Origin of the sequence: Streptomyces eurocidicus, assembly GCF_002891295.1 — a bacterium.
Taxonomy (GTDB): Bacteria; Actinomycetota; Actinomycetes; order Streptomycetales; family Streptomycetaceae; genus Streptomyces; species Streptomyces eurocidicus.
On sequence record NZ_LGUI01000002.1, the window covers coordinates 164,221 to 185,732 of the forward strand.

Here is a 21,512-nt window from a genome sequence, read left to right on the forward strand (position 1 = left end):
GGGCCGGGCCGCTGCGGTCCGGGCCCTGCGGTGTCCTGTCAAACATGAGTACTCGTACTCATGTCCGCGAATGGATCACCGGATAGCGTTCCCGCTGTACGGAGCACGGAGCACGGAGCAAGAAGGAAGCAGGGCAAGGAAGAATGGCTTCCTTCGAGACCGAGTGGGCGCTGCTCAAGCAGGACACGTCGGCCGGTGACGGGATGCGCCTCGCGGGTGCCGGGACGTCCGGGTGGGACAAGGGCGCTCCGGGCGGGGTGAAGTCCAGCAAGAACGCGTGGAACACCGCCGGGGACGGCGTCGGGCGGCTCGGCGGGAACGTCAAGCAGGCGCTGACCACCCTGGAGCAGGGCCAGAAGGGCATGGGCGCCCAGGGCGTGCTGAGCGCGGCGGCCCAGCGGGAGGTCTACCAGTCCTGGAAGCACTACCTGGACGGGATGACCGGCAGGTGCGCCGCCCTCCAGGAGCGCCTGGAGAAGGCGGGCAACCACCAGTACAAGGGTGACCAGCAGATCACCGAAGCCTTCGACGAGATGAAGAAGCAGTACAAGGACACCCCGGCCACCGGCGGCCAGAACGCGGGCCGGTGATCCCGCCCCATGGACTACGCGGCGCTCAAGGCGTTCAAGAAGTCGGAGTACACGGAAGCGGCGGACTCCTACCGCGCCACCGGTGACATGGCCGACCAGGCCAAGGCCGGCATAGAGAACCAGATCACCGCCTCGATGCGGAAGACCCTGCAGGGCGTGGCCGTCGACGCGGCCCTGTTCCAGCTCAGGGAACTGGCGAAGAACTTCCACTACGCCCAGGTCGAGTGCGGCCTGGTCAGCACCGCGCTGAACGCCTTCGCCTGGGACGTCGACGCGGCGAAGCAGAAGCTCGACCGGGCGGTCGAGGACGCGGAGTCCAGGAAGTTCACGGTGGGTGCCGACGGCTCCGTCAGCTACCCGGAAGGCGGCGAGAAGACCGACGGCAAGACGCCGAAGGGCGGCACCGCGAAGGGCACCACGGACGCGACGGCCCGCGCGATCAACCGCCAGGCCGCGAACTTCGACCCCAACCCCCACTTCCCCGTCGCCCAGGAGTGCGCCGACCGGATAGCCGAGGCCCTCAAGGAAGCCACCGAGGCCGACGAGAAGTGGGCCCCGAAGCTGCGCTCCCTGCGGGCCGACGACGACCTGACGGTCTCCGAAAGCGACTGGGTGGACGCCCAGGCGGACATGGGCCGGGTCGGCGAGGGCGCGAAGTCCTACCTGGACCACATCAAGGCCCCGCCCAAGGACGGCGACCCGGAGGCCAACGCGGACTGGTGGAAGAAGCTCTCGGACCGGGAGAAGTCCGCCTACCTCGCGGTGCACCCGGCCGCTGTCGGCGCGCTGAACGGCCTGCCCGCGGAGGTGCGTGACGAGGCCAACCGTACGGTGCTGGACGAGAAGAAGGCCCAGTACCGTCAGCGGCTGGACGCGATACCGAAGGAACCCGAAAGGTTCATCATCTTCCGCGACAGCGTGAAGACCAATGCCGACTGGGTGAAGTGGAACAGCAAGTACGGGGACGAGCGCGAGCAGCTGCGCGAGGCGCTGAAGGGGATGGACGCCATCCAGAAGCGTCTCGACAATACCGGCGGCAGGACGAACGTACCCGAGGCGTACCTGCTGGCCTTCCACCCCGAGAAGGACGGCCGGGTCGTCCTGGCGAACGGCAACCCCGACACCGCCGACCACACGGCCATCTACGTGCCGGGCACGAAGACGCACCTGGGCAGCATCGAGGGTGACCTCAACCGTGGGGTGAAGCTGTGGCGGGCCAGCGACTCCCTCGGCGCCAGCTCCAAGATCTCGACCATCACCTGGTTCGACTACGACGCCCCGGATGCCCTCGCCAACGCCACGAAAGACCATTACGCGGAGAAGGGCGGCCCCGATCTGCGGGAATACCTCGACGGCAACAAGGCCGCCCACCAGTCGGCCACGGGGAGCACCGCACACACCACGATCATCGGTCACAGCTACGGCAGCACCGTCATCGGTGACGGCGCGAAGTCCGGCCACTGGCCGGAAGGCCCGCTGGCCGTCGACGACGTGATCGCGGCGGGCAGCCCCGGCATGCAGGCCCGGCGCGCCGCCGACCTCGGCATCAAGCCGGGCCATATGTGGGCGGAGAAGGCCGACAACTACGACGACTGGTTCGTCCGCGAGGGCGGCCGGAACGTGGGACTCGGAGGCGACCGTGTCATCCCCACCGACAAGGAGTTCGGCGCACAGGTGATGAAGTCCGACGCCCCCGACCACGGCGGCTACTGGAACATGGACGATGACGGGAAGCCCTCTGTAAGCCTGCAGAACCAGGCGCGGGTCATCGTCGGTGAGTACGGAGAGGTGACACTTGAGTGAGCAACGCTCCGGGCCGGTGACCACGGCCCGACGGTTCTCCCTGCCGGCCACCGCCCTGGCGGCCGCACTGATTCTGACGGGATGTTCACTGGTGAGCAGCGACAGCGACAAGCTCGGCTATGAGCCGGAAGTGCGCGCGGTCAGGCCGGCCGAGGACGAGGTCAACGCGATCTCCAGTCAGTTGCTCGACTGGATGGGCGTCAAAGGCAAGGTCACCGAATCAGGAGCGATGGCCGGTACCTGTGACGCCGTGGACCCGGACTTCCAGACGCACTATTCCGTGGAGCACCCCTGGTCCGTCTACGACCTGACGTCCGGTACGTTCGAGCAGGCCATGCAGAACCTCCGCGAGAAACTGCCGCGGAACGGCTGGGAGATCACCAGGGACGGTCTGACGAAGTCCCAGGCGCGGAATCCCGAGATCGTGGCGGTCAACCGCAAGACGCACCACGGGGTCCACATCGAGTGGACCAGGAGCCGGTCCGGGAAACTGCCGAAGCTGATCACGGTCGACGTCGGCTCCCGCTGCTACAAGGCCCCCGAGGGAACGAAGCTCGGCCGAGCGTCCTGACTAGCGGTCCCAGTTCCGCGCGTTCTGGGCGAGGACGCTCCGCAGGACGCGCCAGGAGAGGTCCGAGTACGTCATGAACTGCTTCTTCTCGTGCGTGACCTCGTCGATGTAGTCGAAGGCGTCCCGCGAATGAGAGTCGCCGACCGCCACGCTCAGCTCGTCCTCGTTGAGGTAGACGTGGAAGCTGGCGCCGAAGTCGCCGGTGTCGTTGAGGATCAGGTTGCCGTTGGGGCCGTAGGTGGGGTTGGGGCCGGCGTTCAGGGGGCAGTACACCTTGTGCACCGCGTAGGTGTCCTTGGTGAGCCAGGCGCACACCCCCGGGGTCAGTGTGACCAGGCCGCGCTTCTCCGCGTTCCAGTCCAGGGTGGCGTAGGACATCACGTCGAGCTGTCCGGCGATGCAGTAGACGATGCCGGTGGTGTCGCCGTGCGAGTGCATCGGCGAGTAGTGCTGGGCGGGCCAGATCTCCAGCACCACCGGTGAGCCGTAGTCGCCGTCGTGGGTCACCTCGTACCCGTGCGCCTGGGCGAGGTCGTCGTAGTCGCCCTTGCCCGTACAGGCCACCCGGATGTACGGCGGGTGGCTGGGGTCGTCCTGCAGCTTCTTGAGCAGGATCTGGCGTAACAGCGGCACCTTTCCGGCCGTCTCCGGGGCCAGGAGCTGGCGGATGCCCTCGATCTCCCAGGTCGTGAACCGGATGTCCGCCGCCTTGCGGGCCAGTTCCATGACCGCGGGCGGCACCATGAGCTGGCGCGCGTACTCGTCGAACGTCGTCGCCTGGGTGATGGCCAGTGAGGGGGAGATCTTCTCGGCGGCGAGGCGTAGCTGCGTCTCCTGTTCCTTCGTGATGTAGAACGGGGGGCCGGGCCGGGGGTCCTTCTTCTGCTCCGTCATGCGGGGGACCCTCCCACCGCCTCCCGCGCCCTGGAAAGAGCGCCCCCGCGGGATCCGGCCAGGTGGCTTCCCCGTACGGCTCCGGTCGTGTGGTGGCCGGGAGCCTCGCTGGCGTGGTGCTGGTGCGACGGGGGCGCGGTCCGGAACATGGCGGTGTGGAAGGGAACCGGGTTTTCGGCGGCGCCGAGCCGGTGGACGTGTGCGAGGTGGCGCCCACGGCACGGACGGCGGTGGCGTGGCTGCCGCCACGGGAGCTCTGGCCGGCGATCCAGGACATCCGCTGGGAGCACGATCCGCAGGTACGGCGGTGGCCGCCGCATGTGAATCTGCTGTTCGGCTTCGTACCGGAGGCGGAGTTCGCGGGGGTTCTGCCGCTGCTCTCCGCCGGGGCCGGGGAAAGCGCGGCGTTCCCGGCGCGGCTGGCCGGCGTGCGGTACTTCCGGCACCGGCACCACGCGACGGTCTGGCTCGATCCGGCGGCTGCGGGCCTGGCCCCGTGGACCCGTCTCCATGGGGCGCTGGCGTCCCGCTTCCCGCTCTGCCGCGGGCGCTCCGGCCGCTTCACCCCGCATCTGTCGCTCGGCCGCACCAGGGAACCGCGGCGGCTGGCCGCCGAGTGCGCCGCCCGGCTCGGCGCGCTGCCGGCCGTGGTCGAGGAGGTGGTCCTGCTCTCGCGGCGCGACGACGGGCCCATGCGGCCCCGCGCGGTGATCACGCTGGGCACGGGCGAGATCCGCCGGCCGCCGGAGGACTAGCGCGGGACCGCGCCGACGTTCCGTGCGGCGCCCGGACGGACGGAGCGGGCCGCACGGAACGGGTGTGCCGGGACTAGTGACAGCGCGGCGGCTCGGTGCAGCCGTCCGTGCGGTCCGTGGTGAAGATGGTGTCGCAGCACATCACCGGGTCCAGCGACTGCTCATCCGTCTCGGGGAGTTCCTGGAGTTCGAGGACGTTGTTCTCCATCGGTGCGTCTCTCCTTCGTGAGGGTTCCGGCCGGTCGGTCGACCAGCCATGACCTGCCTCCGCCGTGTTCGAGGCGCAGCAGGAGATCCAGGACGCCGGCCAGACCGACGTGGTACCCCGCGCTCACGTCACGCAGGGTCTCGTCGGGCACCAGCAGGCGGCCGTCGCGCCGCACCGCCCGGGCGTACAGGCAGGCGGCGACCTCGCCCGCCTGACGGCGGTAGCGCTCTTCGCCCGTGGCGTCGGCGAGGTCGAGCAGCAACTGGGCGTTGCCGGCGGCGCCGTGGCACGCGGCGGTTCCCGCCCGGCAGCGGTCCCGGTACACCAGGCGCGCCGCGCGTTCGGCGTACGCGCGGAACGGCGCGTGGCCGGTGGCGGTCCACAGCCGGACGAGGAAGGTGCCGACGCCCGAGGCGCCGTGACACCAGAAGTTCAGGTCGGTCCGTTCGTCCTCGCCCGGGCCCTTGGGCCAGGCGGCGGCGTCGCCCCGGGGCTCGGCCACGGCGCACAGGGTGTGCCCGGCCCCGGTCGCGAGCTCGACGAGGTCCGGGCGCCCCAGGTCACGGCCCGCGGCGAGGAGGAAGGCGGCGATACCGGCGAGGCCGTGCCCGAAGCCGTACAGGGTGGCCCCGGCGAGCTCCCGCCGCGGTCCGCCGGCGCTCGTGGTGAGACGGCGGAGGTCGTCGGCGCACCGTGCCGCGCGGTCGGCGAACCGGTGGTCGCCCGTCGCGTGCCACAGGTGCAACTGGGCCAGCCCGGCGCCGGCGAGGCCGTGACAGACATCGGGGTTGCGCGAGGCCGGCGGGATGCGCAGGGCGTACGCCTCGGTCCGTGCCGCCAGCTCCTCGTCGCCGAGCGTCCGCGCCGCGTCGTGGAGGGCCCACGCCGCGCCGGAGCGGCCGAAGTACAGGCCCGGCAGGATCCTGCCGGGCAGGGCGAGGCGCCCGTCCAGCCACCGGGCGGCCGTCCGCAGCAGCGGCTCGGCGGCGGTCTCACCGGACCGGACCGCCCGTGTGAGGACGCCCAGCACCCCGGCCGCGCCCAGTTGTACGTTGCAGGGGTCGGTGGCGGGCGCCGAACGCGGCTTCGGCCACAGGTGTTCGCCGTCGGGGTCGGCCGTGGCCGCGAGGTGGGCCAGGCCGTCGGACAGCAGCCTGCCGAGCGCGCCCGGCGGCGGCTGGGGCCCCGCCGACACCGGCCTTCCCACCGGCTCCCCGCGCAGGAAGGCGGCGGCCTTCTCCAGCGGCCAGCGGCCGGGGCCGTCGGCCGTGAGCCCGAGGACCAGGGGCGCGAGCGCCCGTAGCGCGGGTGCGGCCGGCGCCGCGGTGTCGACCAGCGCCGCGATCCGGTCGCCGGCCGGGCGGCGGGGCGGGGAGTCGTCGGCGAGCAGCGGGACGATGCCGGTGGTCGCGTACAGGAGGGTGGCCCCCAGGCTGTAGCAGTCCACCTCCGGGCCGGGGGCGGGCGGCGGCCCGTCCCCCTGCCGGTCGGGGCCGTCGAGGTATTCCGGGGCGGTGAAGCCGGGGGTGCCCACGACATGGGCCCGCTCGGCCACGCGCACCGCGCATTCGAGGTCGACCAGTACGGGCCTGTCGCCGGGGGCCATCACGACGTTGCCGGGCTTGAGGTCGCGCAGGACGAACCCGGCCGAGTGCGCCAGGCCGGTCAGCCGGGTGAGTCCGCGTGCCAGCGACCACGCCACCGGGACGGGGATCAGGCCCTCGGGGTGGCGGGTGACGCGGCCGGTGGTCCACCGCTGCAGGCTGTCGCCGTCGATCAGGTCCTCCACCAGGAAGACATGGCCGCCGGCCTCGAACACCTCGCGCACCGCCGGGGCGATGCCGAGAGGGGCGAGCCGGGTCAGGACGTCCGCCTCGTACCGCAGCCAGTGCCTGGCGTCCTTCCCGTCCGTGATGGCCCCGATGTGCGGGCGGGCCTCCTTGATCAGGACGTCGTCGCCGGTCCGCCGGTCCCGCGCGCGGTAGACGCCACCGCGGTTGGAGTGCCGGATCGCCTCGCGGACCTCGAAGCGCCCGGCGAGGAGGACGGGGTCGCCACGGCGGCGGCCGGACGGGGCGGCCGCGGGCGGCGGGAACGGCGGACGGGCCCAAGGGGGCGGTGAGAACCAGGGGTTGCGCTCGTCCGCGACGAACGTTCCGTCCGGCGCTTGGAGGCGTCCTTCGTAGAGGCCCTCGTCGTTGAGCTCCGGGGGGCGCGCGAAGCAGCCGTAGCGGTAGTGGACGACGCTGTCCGGCAGATAGCGGCGGTCCGAGAGGATCGCCGGGCCCGCGAGCCCGAGGGTGGCCGTGTGGAGCTCCGCGGCCAGGACGCGCGCCCGGTCGTCGTCCGGGGGGTAGGCGGTGAGGAACTTGCCGGACTGCGCGCGGGGTGCCCGCACCGAGGTCAGCTCGGCCGTGATCCGCGGGGAGACGGCGCACTTGAACGCGCACGCGTGCGCCGCCAGGACGGGGACCGCCCTCCGGAGGACGTCGGCCGCGGAGGCGGGGGTCGCGGACAGATGAAGCTTCCAGCCCTGCTGACGGAGCGTATGGCGCGGCGGCGTGACCATGCACCACGTCTCGCCGTCGCTGAGTGTCCAGCCCCCGGCCGGACCCTCCCCCAACTTGCTTCTGACGATGGCCTGATAGCTCTCCGTCACCGGGTCAGCATGGCACGCCGGGAGGGGGTGAGGAACCCGTTCCGGGCAGTGGGGTGTGAGGCGGCCGCCGCGTTGCACGCCCGCCCGAGGCCGAAAGCCGACCACGGGCGTGTTCCCGCCATTGATGAGGCGCCGTGGCACCCGTTTCCATTGGCCTGACCGATGTTCCTGCTGTCAGGCGTGTGCCGTGAGGCGCACCGTGGAGGGGGATAGCGTGCAGAAGCCAGGAGTACGTACGGGGAGACCGAGAGCATCCAGAGCACGGAGTGGCATATCCGGTGCGGCGGCGCTGATCAGCGCCGCCGCACTCGTCGTTTCGGCGGCTCCCGCCCACGCGGCGGCCACCCCGCCGCCCCCGCCGCCCGGCGGGGTGGTCCCCGGGCAGCGGACGGCGACGCCGGCGCTGGTGGAGGGCCTCCGGGAGCCGGTGAAGGCGACCGGGAGCGCGGCCGACGCGGCGCGCGCGCATCTCGTGGAGAAGCGGAGCCGCTACCGCATCGCCGACCCGCAGCGCGATCTGCGGCCGCTGTCCACCACGGCCGCCGGTACGTCGGAGACCGTGCGGCTCCAGCAGCGGCACCGGGGCGTCGAGGTGCTGGGCGGCCAGTACGTCGTCCGGATGGAGAGGAAGGACGGCAAGAGGGTCGTCACCGGTACCTCCGGCAAGTACTTCACCGGGCTGTCCACCGGCGTCGAGCCCGGCGTCGGCGAGGATCTGGCCGTCGAGCGGGCGGTGGAGGCGGCCGAGGCGCGGCTCGGCACCGGCCGGTTCGGCAGGGACGACGGCACGGAGGACGGGGGGAGCCCGGCGGCGGCGCCGCTGACCGGCACCGCCCGCGGCCTGGTCGTCCTGCCGCGCGGCGCCGGCGTGCTCACCCACCACGTCACCGTGCGCGGCACCGACCCCGCCACCGGCGAGCCCGTACTGCGCGAGGTGTACGTCGACGCCCAGGCCGGCTACCCGGTCCTTCAGTACAGCGGGATCAAGACGTTCGGCGCCCCCGCGGCCCGTACCCCCGGAGCCGTCGGCCGCGCCGCCGACGACCCGGCCCCCGGGGATCCCGGCGGCGTCAGCGGTTCGGGCGTCAGGCTCGACGGGAAACAGGTCGAGCTGAAGCTGACCCTGGACGAGTCGCGCAAGGAGTACCTGCTGCGCGACACGTCCCGGATGCGCGACAGCACCGGGAACGTGCTCGCCACCTGGGACGCGCGGGGCATGAACGTGGGCGACGTGTCCGGCACCTGGCCCGACGGCATCAAGGAGTTCGGCTCCGCGACGGCGGCCTTCGGCAAGGAGGCGACCGAGGCGGGCGCGGTCGACGCGCACTGGGCGGCCGGCAAGGTCTACGACTACTACAAGGAGGTGCACGGACGGAACAGCCTGAACGGCCGGGGCATGACCGTGAACTCCCTCGTCGGCGTCACGAACTACGGCCAGCCGTACGTGAACGCCTTCTGGGACGGCACCAAGATGGTGTACGGCAACGGGGACGCGGAGTACCGCCCGCTCTCCGCGGGCCTGGACGTCGTGGGGCACGAGATGACGCACGGCGTCGTCGAGAACTCCGCGAACCTCGTCTACGCGGGTCAGTCGGGTGCCATGAACGAGGCGATCGCCGACTACTTCGGCAACGCCATCAAGACCGACGCCGCCGGCATCCCCATGGACAGCCCCGACTCGGGGCTGCTGGGCGACACCCTGTGCCGGACGAAGTCCCCGCGCGAGTGCGCGATCCGCGACCTCAACGACGGAAGGACCACCTCCAAGTCCTTCCTCGGCGTGGGCTTCGCCACCGACAACGGCGGCGTCCACCTCAACTCCACCATCTTCTCGGGCGCCCTCTGGGACATCCGCGAGGACGTCGGGCGGACCCTCGCCGACAAGATCGTCTACAAGGCGCTCACCGAGTACCTCACCCCGCTGGACGGCTTCACCGAGGGCCGTGCGGCGGTCCTCGCCGCCGCGGGTGCCCTGGGCGTCTCCGCGAAGGACCTCGCGACCGTCACCCGGTCCTTCAACGCCCACGGCATCGTGCCCGGCTGGGAGCAGGCGATCGGCGTGGACAGCGACCAGCTGCTGGGCAGGCTCAACATCACCGACTCGAACACCGGCTCGGGCGGCGGCTGGTGGGCCGTGTCCAAGTCCGACGAGACCGGCGCCGAGCCGTACTCCATCTGGGCCGGGCGTGCCGACGGCACCGGTGAGAAGAAGCTGATCAGCCCCAACGACGGCCGCTACCACGTCAATCCGGCGACGGACGGGAAGACCGTGGTGTGGGCGGCGCACGGGCCCGGCGGTGTGGAGCTCCTGTCGCGACCGCTCGCGGGCGGGCCCGTCAAGAAGCTGTGGCGGAACCGCAAGTCCATCTACGACCTGCGCGTCGAGAACGGCGTCGTGGCCTTCTCGGCCTCCATCCGCACCGGTGTCGCCCTGAGGGTCGCGTACCTGCGCCCGGGTGACGAGGAGCCGACGTGGATGAACACCGGCGGCCGCCGGAACGCGACCGCCATGCCGTCCCTCGCGGGCGGGAAGCTCTCCTACGCCAAGCGCAGCTACACGCGCCCCACCGGCTTCACCTACGCCGTCGAGGTCCGGGACATCGCGACCGGCGCGACCACCGTGATGCCACAGCTCGGCAAGCCGATCAACGTGGGGCCCACCGCCATCACGGGCAAGCACGTCTACTGGCTGGCGGACGAGGTCGAGGACCAGGGCCAGCGGGCCGTCCGGCGCGCGAACCTCGACGGTTCGGGCGTGGTGGACCTCAGCAAGGAGCGGGGCCCGGACGCGCTGTACGCCACCGACCTGACGGCCTCGGACGAGGCGGTGACGGTCACCTCCCAGGTGCCCGCCGTCCCCGGCGGGCAGTCCGGCAACGAGACGCTTTCCAAGCTGTGGCAGTTCTCCGCGGACGGCACGCACCGGGGCCGGGTCTCCTGCAACCGCGGTGAGCAGTCCGCGGCCGCCGCCGCGGGCGGCAGGCGGGTGATCTGGGTCGACGCCACCACGGGCTACGGCGACCTGGTCACGCGCGGCCGGCCGGCGGGCAACTGCGGCTGAGCGTACGACGACGTACGGCCCGCCGGACATCCGTCCGGCGGGCCGTACGCGTGTCGCGGCGGGCCGCTCAGCCGACCGTCACCTTGACGACCCGGCCGGACGCCTCGACGACGAACAGGACGCGCCGCGGGTCGTTGTCGCCGAAGGCGCGGGCGACGCGCACGCTGCTGGGCATCCGCAGCCCGTCGGTCAGGACGCAGGTCCGTCCGGTCGCCGGGTCCACCCGCAGCAACTGGCCCTTGCGGAAGCTCGCGACCACCAGGTCGCCGTCGAAGGAGGTGAGGTCGTCGAGGACCTTGGTGTCCAGGAGGCTGGAGCCGAGCCTGACGACCGTGCTGCGGGCCGCCGGGTCCTTGAGCGGGATCCGTACGATCGGGGAGGTGGTGTCGGTGATGACGCTCGCGTACAACTGGTCGCCCACGATCGTCAGGCCGTTGGCGCCGAAGACATCCGCGGCCTTCGTCCACGCCTCGTCCCGGGTACCGTCCGGACGGATCTTGAGGATGCCCGTGGCCAGCTCACGGCTGAGGTAGAAGTTGCCCTCGGTGTCGACGGCCAGGCCGTTGATGCCGGAGAGCCCCGACACGAACCTCTCGGCCTTCGGCCGCGCGGCGGCCGGATCGAACCGCACGATGCCGGAGTCGTGAGTCAGGGGATTCACCCCGTAGTTGACGTACATCATGCCGTCCGGGCCGCGCCGGATCCCGCCGGGACCGCTCACCGTGACGCTGGTCCTCAGCGTCCCGTCGGGGGCGTACCCCTCGACCCGGTTCTTGGTCAGATGCGCGACCCAGAGGGTGCCGCGCCCGTCGAACTCCAGGTTCTCCCGCCAGTCCAGCAGCGGTATGCCGCCCTCCTTGAACACGTCGAGGCGGGCGGGCGCGGCGCAGTGCCCGAGGGTCGCGGCCCGGGCGGGGGAGGTGGTGGCCGGGACCAGTACGAGGGAGGCGAGGAGGCCGAGGACGCCGAGGAGAGGGGCCATGCGTGCTGCGGAGCGAATCTTCATGGGGTCGGTTCTATCGGGGTGGGCGGGGCGTCACCAGGGAGTCGTGGGCAAAGGGGGGTGGAGGGCGCGGGGTTCGGGGGTTTTCCCCAGCGTCGGCCGTTTTCCGGGGGCTTTCCGGAGGCCGGCGGGCGTGCCGGTGGTGCCCGCTGCCGGAGCGGTCCGTGGTCCCGGTTCCCACCCTCTTCGCCATTGTGGCACTGCCTCGGCGTCAGTGGGTCTTGCTCGTGGCGCCATAGTGGTGCCATGATGGCGTTATGGACCTCACGCCCTACGTCGAGAACCTCCGGCACGAGCTCGCGGTCGCCGCGGGCGCCGGCGGAGAAGAAGCACGCGCACTGGCCGAGCGGCTCGCCGCACCCCTGGAGTCCGCCGCCCGGCTCACCCTGCTGAGCGCGTTGTCCGCGGCCATGGGCGAGGTCACCCGTGACCTGGCCCCGGGCTCGGTCGACGTACGGCTGCGCGGCCTCGACCCCGAGTTCGTGGTGACGCTGCCGCCTGCTCCGGAACCGTACGAGGAGGCGGGCGACCGGGCGCCGGCCCCGGCCGCGGCGCGGGCGCCCCTGCCACCGGCCTCTTCGGAAGGGGACGACGGCAGTACGGCGCGGATCAATTTCCGGCTGCCCGGCCATCTGAAGAACCGGGTGGAGGACGCGGCGGGGAAGGAGGGGCTGTCGGTCAACGCGTGGCTGGTGCGGGCCGTGGCGACGGCGCTGGAGCCGGCGGAGCCGGAGCGGGGCGGGCGGAGCCGGCACCGGGGCGGACAGGGGTACACGGGGTGGGTGCGCTAGCGGTCTGGGCCCTGCGGGCGGCCTTCTCCCCGGCCCCGCCCCTGCCCGATCCGGGGCTTCGCCCCGGACCCCGGTCCTCAAGCGCCGGACGGGCTGGATTTCCGCTCGGTCCGGAGCCGAGGTTTCCGCCCAGGTCGGGCGACGACTCAGCCCGGCCGGCGCTTGAGGCCACCGCGCGGTAGCGCGGAAGGGGGCCTGGGGGATCGCCCCCGGTTCCGGGAAGGGGCGGGGTGGGGAAAAGGCCCCGCGCGGCGGAACCCCCGGCACCCCCAAACCCACCGAACACCCACCACATGCCTAAGGACGGCCCACCCATGCCCCGCTACGACACCCCGGCCCCCATCTCCGTCACCCTCGAATTCGACATCGGATCCGCCCGCATCACCGCGGGCCCCCGCACCGACACCGTCGTGGAGGTGCTCCCCACCGACGGCGCCGACCCCGCCGACGTACGGGCCGCCCAGCAGACCAAAGTCACCTTCCTGGACGGCAAGCTGGTCGTGAAGGGGCCCAAGAAGCGCTCCCTGTTCAGCAAGAGCGGTTCGCTCGACGTGAGCGTCGAACTGCCCGCCGGCTCGGACGTCCTGGGCGTCTCGCCCCTGGCGGACTTCCTCTGCGAAGGCCCCCTCGGCGAGTGCCGGCTCAAGTCCTCCCTCGGCGACCTCCAGGTCGCGGAGGCGGCGGCCGCCAACCTGCGGACCGGGCACGGCGACGTCCGGGTGGGCCACGTCACCGGGGACGCCGAGGTCGTCGGTACGGGCCGGATCGGCATCGGCCGCGTCGGGGGCGCCGCGACGGTCAAGAACGCCAACGGCGACACCGAGGTCGGCGAGGCCGGCGGAGACCTCCGGGTGAACTCCTCCAACGGCCGCATCTCCATCGGCGTCGCGCACGCCGGCGTCGACGCCAAGTCCGCCCACGGCGGCATCAGCGTCGACGAGGTGGCGCGCGGCAAGGTGACGCTCCAGACGGCCATGGGCGACCTCGAGGTCGGCATCCGTGAGTCCACCGCCGCCTGGCTCGACGTCAACACCCGCTTCGGCGCCGTGCGCAACTCCCTCGGCCCGTCCGACGGCCCCGGCGCCTCCGACGGCACCGTCGAGGTGCGCGCCCGCACCGGGCTCGGCGACATCGTGATCCGCCGCGCCTGACCACATCCGCACGTGCTCAGAGAGGTACGACCGCCATGACCGCGCCCTTAGCGACCGGCACCGAACAGGCGATCACCGCGATCGGGCTCACCAAGTCCTACGGGGACAAGCTCGTCCTCGACGGCATCGACCTGCGCATCCCCGAGGGCACGGTCTTCGCGCTCCTCGGCCCCAACGGCGCCGGCAAGACCACCACCGTGCAGATCCTCTCCACCCTCGTCGCCGCCGACTCCGGCCAGGCGTGGGTGGCGGGCCACGACCTGACCCGGGACTCCGACGCCGTACGCGCCGCGATCGGCGTCACCGGCCAGTTCTCGGCGGTGGACAATCTGCTCACCGCCGAGGAGAACCTGCTCCTCATGGCGGATCTGCACCACCTGCCCCGCCGCGAGGGCCGCCGCCGGGCCGCCGGCCTGCTGCGCCGCTTCGACCTGACCGAGGCCGCCGCGAAGCCCGCCGCCACCTGCTCGGGCGGCATGCGGCGCAAGCTCGACCTCGCGATGACCCTGGTCGGCGAGCCACGAGTGATCTTCCTCGACGAGCCGACCACCGGGCTCGACCCACGCAGCCGCCGCACCATGTGGGAGATCATCCGCGGCCTGGTCGACGACGAGGGCGTCACCGTCTTCCTGACGACGCAGTACCTGGAGGAGGCCGACCGGCTCGCCGACCGCATCGCCGTGCTGGACCGGGGGAGACTGGTCGCCGAAGGCACCGCGGACGAGCTGAAGCGCCGCGTACCCGGCGGCCACATCCGCCTCCGGTTCGCCGACCCGGGCGGACTCGAATCGGCCGCCGCCCTCTTCGGCCCGGTCACCCGGCAGGACACCGAGGCGCTCACCCTGAGCGTCCCCAGCGACGGCGGCGTCACCACCCTCCGGGCCGTCCTCGACGTCCTGGAGTACGCCTCGGTCGAGGCGGCGGAGCTCACGGTGCACACCCCCGACCTCGACGACGTCTTCCTCACCCTCACCGAACGGCCCGGACACTCCGCACAGCCCGGCCACGCGCCCGGCGGTCCGAAGGAGAACGCCCGATGAGCACCGCCGCGTACGCGATGCGCGACTCGATGACGATGCTGCGCCGCAACCTCAAGCACGCGCGGCGCTACCCCTCCATGACGGTCTCGGTCGTCGCCATGCCGATCCTCATGCTGCTGCTGTTCGTATATGTCTTCGGCGGCGCCCTGGGTCCCGGCATAGGGGTCGCGGGCGCGTCGGGCGACCGCGGCGCCTACATCGGCTACGTCGCCCCCGGCATCTTCCTGATGGCCGCGACCTCCGGTGCCGTCGCCACCGCCGTCTCCGTCTGCACCGACATGACCGAAGGCATCATCAACCGCTTCCGCACCATGGCCATCTCGCGGGGCTCCGTGCTCACGGGCCATGTCGTCGGCAGCGTCATCCAGACCATGATCAGCCTTGCGCTGGTCATCGGCGTCGCGGTGGCCGTGGGCTTCCGGCCGGACGCCACGCCCGTCGAGTGGCTCGCCGCCCTCGGCATCCTCGCGCTGATCGCCTTCGCCCTCACCTGGCTCTCGGCCGCGATGGGCCTGGTGGCCAAGACCGTGGAGTCCGCGAGCAACGCCCCCATGCCGCTGACGTTCCTGCCCTTCCTCGGCAGTGCGATCGTCACGCCCGAGTCCATGCCGGACGGGCTGCGCTGGTTCGCCGAGTACCAGCCCTTCACCCCCGTCAACGAGACGCTGCGCGGGCTCCTGACGGGCACGGAGATCGGCGACAACGCCCTGATCGCCCTCGCCTGGGGCGCCGGCCTCAGCCTCGTCGGCTATCTGTGGGCCCGCTCGGCCTTCGCCCGGGGCGCCAGGCCGTAGCCCACCCGTCACCACCCCCCTGCTCACTTCACCCGGCACCTGCACGTCACCGTTCACCGCACGTCACTCTGCACCCTGTTCCGGAGGACACCATGCACCACGAACCGTCGACAGCCCCGGCCGAGGAGACCGTCCACGAGACGGCTCCGCCCCCCGAGCTCGTGTCGCTCCCCACCGCCCGCCCCGCGGGCTGCCCCTTCGACCCGCCCGCCGAACTGGCCACGCTGCGCGCGGAGCGGCCGCTCCGGCGGATGCGCTTCCCCGACGGCCACCTCGGCTGGCTGGCCACCAGCCATGAGATCGTGCGCGCCGTCCTCGCCGACCGCCGCTTCAGCTCGCGGTACGAGCTCATGCACCTCCCCATGCCCGGCGCCCCCGCGGAACTGCCCCCGGCGACGGTCGGCGACCTCACGGGCATCGATGCCCCCGACCACACCCGCTACCGGCGGCTGCTCATGGGGAAGTTCACGGTCCGCCGGATGCGCGCCCTGACCGCCCGCGTCGAGCGGATAACCGCCGAGCGCCTCGACGCCATGGCCCGGCAGGGCCCCCCGGTCGACCTGGTCGCCGCCTTCGCCCACCCCGTACCCGCCCTGATGATCTGCGAGCTGCTGGGCGTGCCCGAGGCCGACCGGGAGGACTTCCAGCGCACCGCCGCGGGGATGAACGACCCCGGCGCCACCCTGGAACAGATGCTGGCGGCCCTGGCCTCGCTCACGGAGCGCGTCCACGCGCTCGTCCCGGCCAAGCGCGCCCACCCCACCGACGACCTGCTCAGCGATCTGACCACCACCGACCTCACCGACGACGAACTCGCCGGCATAGGCAGCTTCCTGCTGGCAGCCGGTCTCGACACCACCGCGAACATGCTCGGGCTCGGCACCTTCGCCCTGCTGAGGAACCCCGAGCAGGCCGCCGCCCTGCGCGCCGAGCCGGAACTCGCCGAACAGGCCGTCGAGGAACTGCTCCGCTACCTCACCATCACCCACACCGGATTCCGGGCGGCCCTGGAGGACGTGGAGCTGGACGGGCAGGTGATCAAGGCCGGCGAGACCGTCATCCTCTCGGTACAGGCCGCCAACCGCGACCCCGAGCGGTTCGCCGACCCCGACGTCCTCGACCTGCGGCGCAGGGCCACCGGCCATATGGCCTTCGGTCACGGCGTCCACCAGTGCCTGGGCCAGCAGCTCGCCCGCGTCGAGATGACGGTCGCCTTCCCCGCCCTCTTCACCCGCTTCCCGACGCTGCGGCTCGCCTGCCCGCCCGAGGAGGTGCCGGTGCGCGCCGACCAGAACATCTACGGGGTGCACCGGCTCCCCGTCACCTGGGACGAGAAGTAGCCGGGGCGGCGCACCCCACCGCCTCCGTTCCCCGGCGCCACCGGGGAACGGAGGCCCGTCCGCCGCTCCCCGCGTCGTATCGGCGCCCGGGCGTACGAGGCCGTCACTGTCGGCGCGCTGTGAGCGTTCCGGCCGGCCGGGTCCGTGCGCCGGCGCCCCGCCGTGGGAAGGTGGACGTGTGACCTTGGAAGACCTCGTCCGGCTGCGCCGGGCCCGCGACCGGATGGACCGTGACTACGCGGAGCCGCTCGACGTCCCCGCTCTGGCGCGCACCGCCCTCATGTCGTCCGGTCACTTCTCCCGCAGCTTCCGCGCCGCCTTCGGCGAGACGCCGTACAGCTATCTGATGACGCGCAGGATCGAGCGGGCCAAGGCGCTGCTGCGAAGGGGCGACCTGTCGGTCACGGAGGTCTGCTTCGAGGTCGGCTGCACCTCGCTGGGGTCGTTCAGCTCGCGCTTCACCGAGCTGGTCGGCGAGAGCCCGAGCGCGTACCGGAACCGCCGCCACGACGAGAGCGCGGCCATCCCGCCCTGCGTCGCCAAGATCCGTACGCGACCGGTCCGGTCCGCGCGACCGCCCGCCGACCCCGGCGGAACCGGTCAGGAACGGAGAAGCGGAACCCGCCCCCCGCCCGTAGCGTGAGACGCATGGACATCAAGCTTTCACAGTGTTTCATCGCCGTCGACGACCACGACAAGGCGCTCGCCTTCTACCGCGACGTGCTCGGCCTGGAGGTGCGCGACGACGTCGGGTTCGAGGGGATGCGCTGGGTGACCGTCGGCGCGCCGTCCCAGCCGGACGTCAACATCGTCCTGGAACCGCCCCTGGCGGACCCCAACGCCTCGCCGGGCGACCGGCAGGCCATGGCGGAACTGCTGGCGAAGGGCCTGCTGCGCGGCGTCATCTTCGCGACCGACGACTGCGACGCGACCTTCGAGCGCATCAGCGCGGCAGGCGGCGAGGTGCTCCAGGAGCCGGTCGACCAGCCCTACGGCGTCCGCGACTGCGCCTTCCGCGACCCTTCCGGCAACATGCTGCGCTTCACCCAGCCCCGCGCGAAGTGAGCGCGCGGCACACGATCCCGACGGAGCCCGTGAGGACGGCCCGCGCGATGGACGGAGAGACGATGAGCAGGGCCACCAGGACGGGCGCGCGGCCGCACGCCGCCGACAGCCACGACCTGATCCGCGTGCACGGCGCGCGGGTGAACAACCTCAAGGACGTCAGCGTCGAGCTCCCGAAGCGCCGGCTGACGGTGTTCACCGGAGTCTCCGGCTCGGGCAAGAGCTCACTGGTGTTCGGCACCATCGCCGCGGAGTCGCAGCGGCTGATCAACGAGACCTACAGCGCCTTCCTGCAGGGCTTCATGCCGGCGCTCGCCAGGCCCGAGGTCGACGTGCTCGAAGGGCTGACGACCGCGATCGTCATCGACCAGCAGCGGATGGGCGCCGACCCTCGCTCCACGGTCGGCACCGCCACCGACGCCAACGCGATGCTGCGCATCCTCTTCAGCCGGCTGGGCGAGCCCCGCATCGGCCCGCCCACCGCCTTCGCCTTCAACGTCCCGAAGCGGACGGCGAGCGGATCCATGACCGTCGACAAGGGCAAGGGAGAACGGATCACGGTGCGCGAGGCCGTCTACCACGGCGGCATGTGCGCGCGCTGCGAGGGCCGGGGCAACGTCTCCGACATCGACCTCGCCCAGCTCTACGACGCCGGCAAGTCGCTCAACGAGGGCGCGCTCACGATCCCCGGCTACACCATGGACGGCTGGTACGGCCGGATCTTCCGGGGCTGCGGCTTCTTCGACCCGGACAAGCCGATCCGCGGGTTCACCAAGAAGGAGCTGCACGACCTCCTCCACAAGGAGCCCACCAAGATCAAGGTGGCGGGGGTCAACCTGACGTACGAGGGGCTGATCCCCAGGATCCGGAAGTCGATGCTCGCCAAGGACCTCGACGCCCTGCAGCCCCACGTCCGCGCGTTCGTGGAACGGGCGACGACGTTCACCGTCTGCCCCGACTGCGAGGGCACCCGGCTCGCCGCGGAGGCCCGGTCGTCGAAGATCAAGAAGATCTCCATCGCCGACGCGTGCGCGATGGAGATCAGGGACCTCGCCGAATGGATCCGCGGCATCGAAGAGCCCTCGGTCGCGCCGCTGCTCGGCAAACTCCTGCACACCCTCGACTCGTTCGTCGAGATCGGGCTCGGCTATCTGTCGCTGGAGCGGCCCGCGGGCACGCTGTCGGGCGGCGAGGCACAGCGCGTCAAGATGATCCGCCACCTCGGGTCCCCGCTCACCGACACCACCTACGTCTTCGACGAACCCACCATCGGTCTGCACCCCCACGACATCCAGCGGATGAACGAACTGCTGCTCCGGCTGCGGGACAAGGGCAACACCGTGCTCGTCGTCGAGCACAAGCCGGAGACGATCGCGATCGCCGACCACGTCGTCGACCTCGGCCCCGGCGCCGGTGCGGGCGGCGGCACCATCTGCTTCGAGGGCACCTTCGAGGGGCTGCGGGCGGCCGGCACCCTCACCGGGCGCCACCTCGACGACCGGGCCGCCCTCAAGGAGGAGGTGCGGAAGCCCACCGGCCGGCTGCCGATCCGCGGGGTCACCCGCCACAACCTCCGGAACGTCGACGTCGATGTGCCGCTCGGCGTCCTCTGCGTCGTCACCGGCGTCGCGGGCTCCGGTAAGAGCTCACTGATCCACGGCTCGGTGCCCGCCTCCGCCGGCGTGGTCTCGGTCGACCAGGCGCCCATCCGCGGCTCACGGCGCAGCAATCCGGCCACGTACACCGGGTTGCTCGACCCGATCCGCAAGGCGTTCGCCAAGGCCAACGGCGTGAAGCCGGCGCTGTTCAGCTCCAACTCCGAGGGCGCCTGCCCCACCTGCAACGGCGTCGGCGTCATCTACACCGACCTGGGGATCATGGCCGGTGCCGAGACCCCGTGCGAGGACTGCGAGGGGAAGAGGTTCGAGCCGTCGGTGCTGGACTTCCGCCTCGGCGGCCGCGACATCAGCGAGGTGCTCGCCATGTCGGTGACCGAGGCCGGGGAGTTCTTCGCCGCCGGTGAGGCGCGCATCCCGGCCGCGCACCGAATCCTGACCCGGCTCGCCGACGTCGGGCTCGGCTACCTCGGTCTCGGCCAGCCGCTCACCACGCTGTCCGGCGGCGAGCGGCAGCGGCTCAAGCTGGCCACCCACATGGGGGAGAAGGGCGGCGACCGCCTCGTCTACGTACTCGACGAGCCGACCACCGGCCTCCACCTCGCGGACGTGGAACAGCTGCTCGGCCTGCTCGACCGGCTGGTCGACGCCGGCAGGTCGGTCATCGTCATCGAGCACCACCAGGCGGTCATGGCACGGGCCGACTGGATCATCGACCTCGGCCCCGGCGCGGGCAACGACGGCGGTCGGATCGTCTTCGAGGGCACACCCGCCGACCTGGTCGCCGACCGCTCCACCCGCACCGGCGAGCACCTCGCGGCCTACGTCGGCGCCTGACGCCCCCGGCGGGCTCCCGGTCCGTACGGGGGCCCGGCGGGGCTCAGGCCACGAGGGACCGCTCGAAGCACATCGAGTCCGGTACGCCCTCGTACGGGCCGAAGTTGGGGATCCGCTCGTACCCGGAGCGGAGGTAGAAGCGCACGGCGTCGGGCTGACGCACCCCCGTCTCCATCCGGAGCCTCGTCCAGCCCCGCCCGCGCGCCCAGTCCTCCAGCGCGCGGAGGATGTGCGTGGCGGCCCCCGAGCCGCGGGCGGCCGGCGCCACGTACATCCGCTTGACCTCGCCCGACCCCTCGCCGAGGTCGCGGAGCCCACCGCAGCCCACGGCCGTGCCGTCGTCCTCGCGCGCCACGAAGAAGGCCGCGATGTCCGCCGCCGACGGCGGCACACCGGGCTCGCTGTCGGGGGTTCCGTACCGCTCGGCTATCTCGGCCCGCTGGGCGGCGCGCAGCGCGGTGGCGTCGGGATCCGTCCAGTCGACTTGTTCGATCTTCATGGCGAGGATTCTGCCCGACGGCCCGCCCGGGCGGCCCCGGTTCACGCGGGGCGCCCCGCGCCGTCGCAGGTCAGGACGGCGCGCCCTCCGCGCGCTCCTTCAGCGCCGCCACCGTCGCCGTCATGTTCCGCTCGAACTCCCGCATCCGCACGAAGACCACCGACTGCTCCTTGTCCGGCATCAGGGCGATCGCGCGGGAGAGGCCGGACGGCGCCGGGCCGACCCGCACCCACTCGGTCAGCTCCGTGCCGCCGTCACGGGGTTCCAGGGTGAAGCGCCAGGTCGCCGCCGGGTGCTCCGGGTCCTCGACGGCCCAGGCGAAGACCTCCGCCGGGCGGCACTCGACGACGTACGACGTGGCCTCCCACTCGCCCATCGTCGGGTGCCGGCTGCGGCCGGTGAAGCGGGCGCCCACGGCCGGCCCGGTGGCCCCGTCCAGCCAGGACACGGACCGGAGCTCGGTGCTCAGGCCGGGCATGAGGGTGACGTCCGAGACGAGCTCCCACACCCGCTCGGGCCGTGCGTCGATCCAGATCCGGGCCTCCGCCGTGGGACCGTCCGCGTAGCGGGCGCCTGTCCACTCCATGGCCGACCGACCTCCTCGTGACGTCGAGCGGGCACCGGGGGACGCGAGCCGGGCCCTGATCATGAGAGTTCCCCACCCGGATCCCCGCGTCAAGAACGGGTGGGCGGTGCCCGGCCGCCCGTACGGCACGGGCGTCACACCGGGTGCGGGCCCGCGGCCGTACGGGCGGCCGGCGCGGCCCTGACGGGACCCACGACCGGTGCCCCTCGTCCTTTCGGTCGATGCGGCCTTCCTTCACTCCCGTTCCTT

At 72.2% G+C, this 21,512-nt stretch carries 19 protein-coding genes; 13 read left to right on the forward strand and 6 right to left on the reverse strand.

Annotated features, from left to right (window positions below; translation table 11 throughout):
- Window positions 1-143 precede the first annotated feature (143 nt).
- Genes AF335_RS05730 through AF335_RS05740 form a run of 3 tightly spaced genes read left to right on the forward strand, consistent with a single transcriptional unit; the run spans window position 144 to window position 2,964 of the window.
- On the forward strand, window positions 144-590 hold the full coding sequence (locus AF335_RS05730; protein ID WP_102917189.1) for a hypothetical protein: 447 nt from the start codon (window positions 144-146) through the stop codon (window positions 588-590).
- A gap of 9 nt (window positions 591-599) precedes the next feature.
- A complete protein-coding gene (locus AF335_RS05735; protein ID WP_102917190.1) occupies window positions 600-2,393 on the forward strand; it encodes an alpha/beta hydrolase in 1,794 nt (597 codons plus the stop codon).
- 16 nt (window positions 2,394-2,409) lie between these two features.
- On the forward strand, window positions 2,410-2,964 hold the full coding sequence (locus AF335_RS05740; RefSeq protein ID WP_244926929.1) for a hypothetical protein: 555 nt from the start codon (window positions 2,410-2,412) through the stop codon (window positions 2,962-2,964).
- On the opposite strand, the gene AF335_RS05745 is transcribed toward AF335_RS05740, so the two are convergent.
- Window positions 2,965-3,858, reverse strand: coding sequence for a cupin domain-containing protein (locus AF335_RS05745; protein ID WP_102917192.1), 894 nt, complete (start codon window positions 3,856-3,858; stop codon window positions 2,965-2,967).
- A 155-nt stretch (window positions 3,859-4,013) separates the two neighbouring features.
- On the opposite strand from AF335_RS05745, the gene AF335_RS05750 reads away from it, so the two are divergent.
- The gene (locus AF335_RS05750; RefSeq protein WP_102917193.1) at window positions 4,014-4,613 is read left to right on the forward strand and encodes a 2'-5' RNA ligase family protein; all 600 of its coding nucleotides are present in this window, start codon (window positions 4,014-4,016) and stop codon (window positions 4,611-4,613) included.
- A gap of 73 nt (window positions 4,614-4,686) precedes the next feature.
- Here AF335_RS05750 and AF335_RS36140 read toward each other — a convergent pair whose 3' ends face one another.
- Together AF335_RS36140 and lanL are read right to left on the reverse strand one after the other, a co-directional pair.
- Window positions 4,687-4,821, reverse strand: a complete 135-nt coding sequence (locus AF335_RS36140; RefSeq protein ID WP_260423784.1) for a hypothetical protein — start codon at window positions 4,819-4,821, stop codon at window positions 4,687-4,689.
- Window positions 4,775-7,480 carry a class IV lanthionine synthetase LanL gene (gene lanL / locus AF335_RS05755; RefSeq protein ID WP_244926930.1) on the reverse strand — a complete coding sequence of 902 codons (2,706 nt, stop codon included), beginning with the start codon at window positions 7,478-7,480 and terminating at the stop codon, window positions 4,775-4,777. The genes AF335_RS36140 and lanL overlap by 47 nt, the downstream gene beginning before the upstream one ends.
- Before the next feature lie 214 nt (window positions 7,481-7,694).
- Between lanL and AF335_RS05760 the strand changes: the two genes are divergently transcribed.
- Window positions 7,695-10,541 (forward strand): M4 family metallopeptidase, encoded by a 2,847-nt coding sequence (locus tag AF335_RS05760; protein WP_244926931.1) that lies wholly within the window; start codon window positions 7,695-7,697, stop codon window positions 10,539-10,541.
- A 67-nt stretch (window positions 10,542-10,608) separates the two neighbouring features.
- Here the strand turns inward: AF335_RS05760 and AF335_RS05765 are convergent, their stop codons facing one another.
- Window positions 10,609-11,547 carry an SMP-30/gluconolactonase/LRE family protein gene (locus AF335_RS05765; protein ID WP_146045442.1) on the reverse strand — a complete coding sequence of 313 codons (939 nt, stop codon included), beginning with the start codon at window positions 11,545-11,547 and terminating at the stop codon, window positions 10,609-10,611.
- Between the two features lie 254 nt (window positions 11,548-11,801).
- Between AF335_RS05765 and AF335_RS05770 the strand changes: the two genes are divergently transcribed.
- From AF335_RS05770 to AF335_RS05805, 8 genes are all read left to right on the forward strand, one after another.
- On the forward strand, window positions 11,802-12,335 hold the full coding sequence (locus AF335_RS05770) for a hypothetical protein (RefSeq protein WP_102917197.1): 534 nt from the start codon (window positions 11,802-11,804) through the stop codon (window positions 12,333-12,335).
- A 314-nt stretch (window positions 12,336-12,649) separates the two neighbouring features.
- Window positions 12,650-13,486: a DUF4097 family beta strand repeat-containing protein gene (locus tag AF335_RS05775; protein ID WP_102917198.1), complete on the forward strand. Its 837-nt coding sequence runs from the start codon at window positions 12,650-12,652 to the stop codon at window positions 13,484-13,486.
- A 35-nt stretch (window positions 13,487-13,521) separates the two neighbouring features.
- Entirely contained in the window at window positions 13,522-14,526 is a 1,005-nt protein-coding gene (locus tag AF335_RS05780) for an ATP-binding cassette domain-containing protein (protein ID WP_102917199.1), read from the forward strand.
- Window positions 14,523-15,320: an ABC transporter permease gene (locus tag AF335_RS05785; protein ID WP_102917200.1), complete on the forward strand. Its 798-nt coding sequence runs from the start codon at window positions 14,523-14,525 to the stop codon at window positions 15,318-15,320. The genes AF335_RS05780 and AF335_RS05785 overlap by 4 nt, the downstream gene beginning before the upstream one ends.
- 92 nt (window positions 15,321-15,412) lie before the next feature.
- Complete coding sequence (locus AF335_RS05790) at window positions 15,413-16,660, forward strand: cytochrome P450 (RefSeq protein ID WP_102917201.1); 1,248 nt, start codon at window positions 15,413-15,415, stop codon at window positions 16,658-16,660.
- A gap of 178 nt (window positions 16,661-16,838) precedes the next feature.
- Complete coding sequence (locus tag AF335_RS05795; protein WP_170127604.1) at window positions 16,839-17,303, forward strand: helix-turn-helix transcriptional regulator; 465 nt, start codon at window positions 16,839-16,841, stop codon at window positions 17,301-17,303.
- A 5-nt stretch (window positions 17,304-17,308) separates the two neighbouring features.
- Window positions 17,309-17,725 carry a VOC family protein gene (locus AF335_RS05800; protein ID WP_102917202.1) on the forward strand — a complete coding sequence of 139 codons (417 nt, stop codon included), beginning with the start codon at window positions 17,309-17,311 and terminating at the stop codon, window positions 17,723-17,725.
- A gap of 62 nt (window positions 17,726-17,787) precedes the next feature.
- Complete coding sequence (locus AF335_RS05805) at window positions 17,788-20,178, forward strand: ATP-binding cassette domain-containing protein (RefSeq protein ID WP_102917855.1); 2,391 nt, start codon at window positions 17,788-17,790, stop codon at window positions 20,176-20,178.
- 43 nt (window positions 20,179-20,221) lie between these two features.
- Here the strand turns inward: AF335_RS05805 and AF335_RS05810 are convergent, their stop codons facing one another.
- Complete coding sequence (locus AF335_RS05810; protein ID WP_102917203.1) at window positions 20,222-20,677, reverse strand: GNAT family N-acetyltransferase; 456 nt, start codon at window positions 20,675-20,677, stop codon at window positions 20,222-20,224.
- A 70-nt stretch (window positions 20,678-20,747) separates the two neighbouring features.
- Window positions 20,748-21,263 (reverse strand): SRPBCC family protein, encoded by a 516-nt coding sequence (locus AF335_RS05815; protein ID WP_102917204.1) that lies wholly within the window; start codon window positions 21,261-21,263, stop codon window positions 20,748-20,750.
- Window positions 21,264-21,512 lie beyond the last annotated feature (249 nt).

Excerpts from the sequence above, each read along its gene's own strand:
- AF335_RS05790 (WP_102917201.1), top strand. The coding sequence starts at position 15,413 with ATGCACCACGAACCGTCGACAGCCCCGGCCGAGGAGACCGTCCACGAG.
- AF335_RS05735 (WP_102917190.1), top strand. The coding sequence starts at position 600 with ATGGACTACGCGGCGCTCAAGGCGTTCAAGAAGTCGGAGTACACGGAA.
- AF335_RS05815 (WP_102917204.1), bottom strand. The coding sequence starts at position 21,263 with ATGGAGTGGACAGGCGCCCGCTACGCGGACGGTCCCACGGCGGAGGCC.
- AF335_RS05785 (WP_102917200.1), top strand. The coding sequence starts at position 14,523 with ATGAGCACCGCCGCGTACGCGATGCGCGACTCGATGACGATGCTGCGC.
- AF335_RS05745 (WP_102917192.1), bottom strand. The coding sequence starts at position 3,858 with ATGACGGAGCAGAAGAAGGACCCCCGGCCCGGCCCCCCGTTCTACATC.
- AF335_RS05800 (WP_102917202.1), top strand. The coding sequence starts at position 17,309 with ATGGACATCAAGCTTTCACAGTGTTTCATCGCCGTCGACGACCACGAC.
- AF335_RS05730 (WP_102917189.1), top strand. The coding sequence starts at position 144 with ATGGCTTCCTTCGAGACCGAGTGGGCGCTGCTCAAGCAGGACACGTCG.
- AF335_RS05780 (WP_102917199.1), top strand. The coding sequence starts at position 13,522 with ATGACCGCGCCCTTAGCGACCGGCACCGAACAGGCGATCACCGCGATC.
- AF335_RS05805 (WP_102917855.1), top strand. The coding sequence starts at position 17,788 with ATGAGCAGGGCCACCAGGACGGGCGCGCGGCCGCACGCCGCCGACAGC.
- AF335_RS36140 (WP_260423784.1), bottom strand. The coding sequence starts at position 4,821 with ATGGAGAACAACGTCCTCGAACTCCAGGAACTCCCCGAGACGGATGAG.
- AF335_RS05775 (WP_102917198.1), top strand. The coding sequence starts at position 12,650 with ATGCCCCGCTACGACACCCCGGCCCCCATCTCCGTCACCCTCGAATTC.
- AF335_RS05765 (WP_146045442.1), bottom strand. The coding sequence starts at position 11,547 with ATGAAGATTCGCTCCGCAGCACGCATGGCCCCTCTCCTCGGCGTCCTC.
- AF335_RS05770 (WP_102917197.1), top strand. The coding sequence starts at position 11,802 with ATGGACCTCACGCCCTACGTCGAGAACCTCCGGCACGAGCTCGCGGTC.
- AF335_RS05810 (WP_102917203.1), bottom strand. The coding sequence starts at position 20,677 with ATGAAGATCGAACAAGTCGACTGGACGGATCCCGACGCCACCGCGCTG.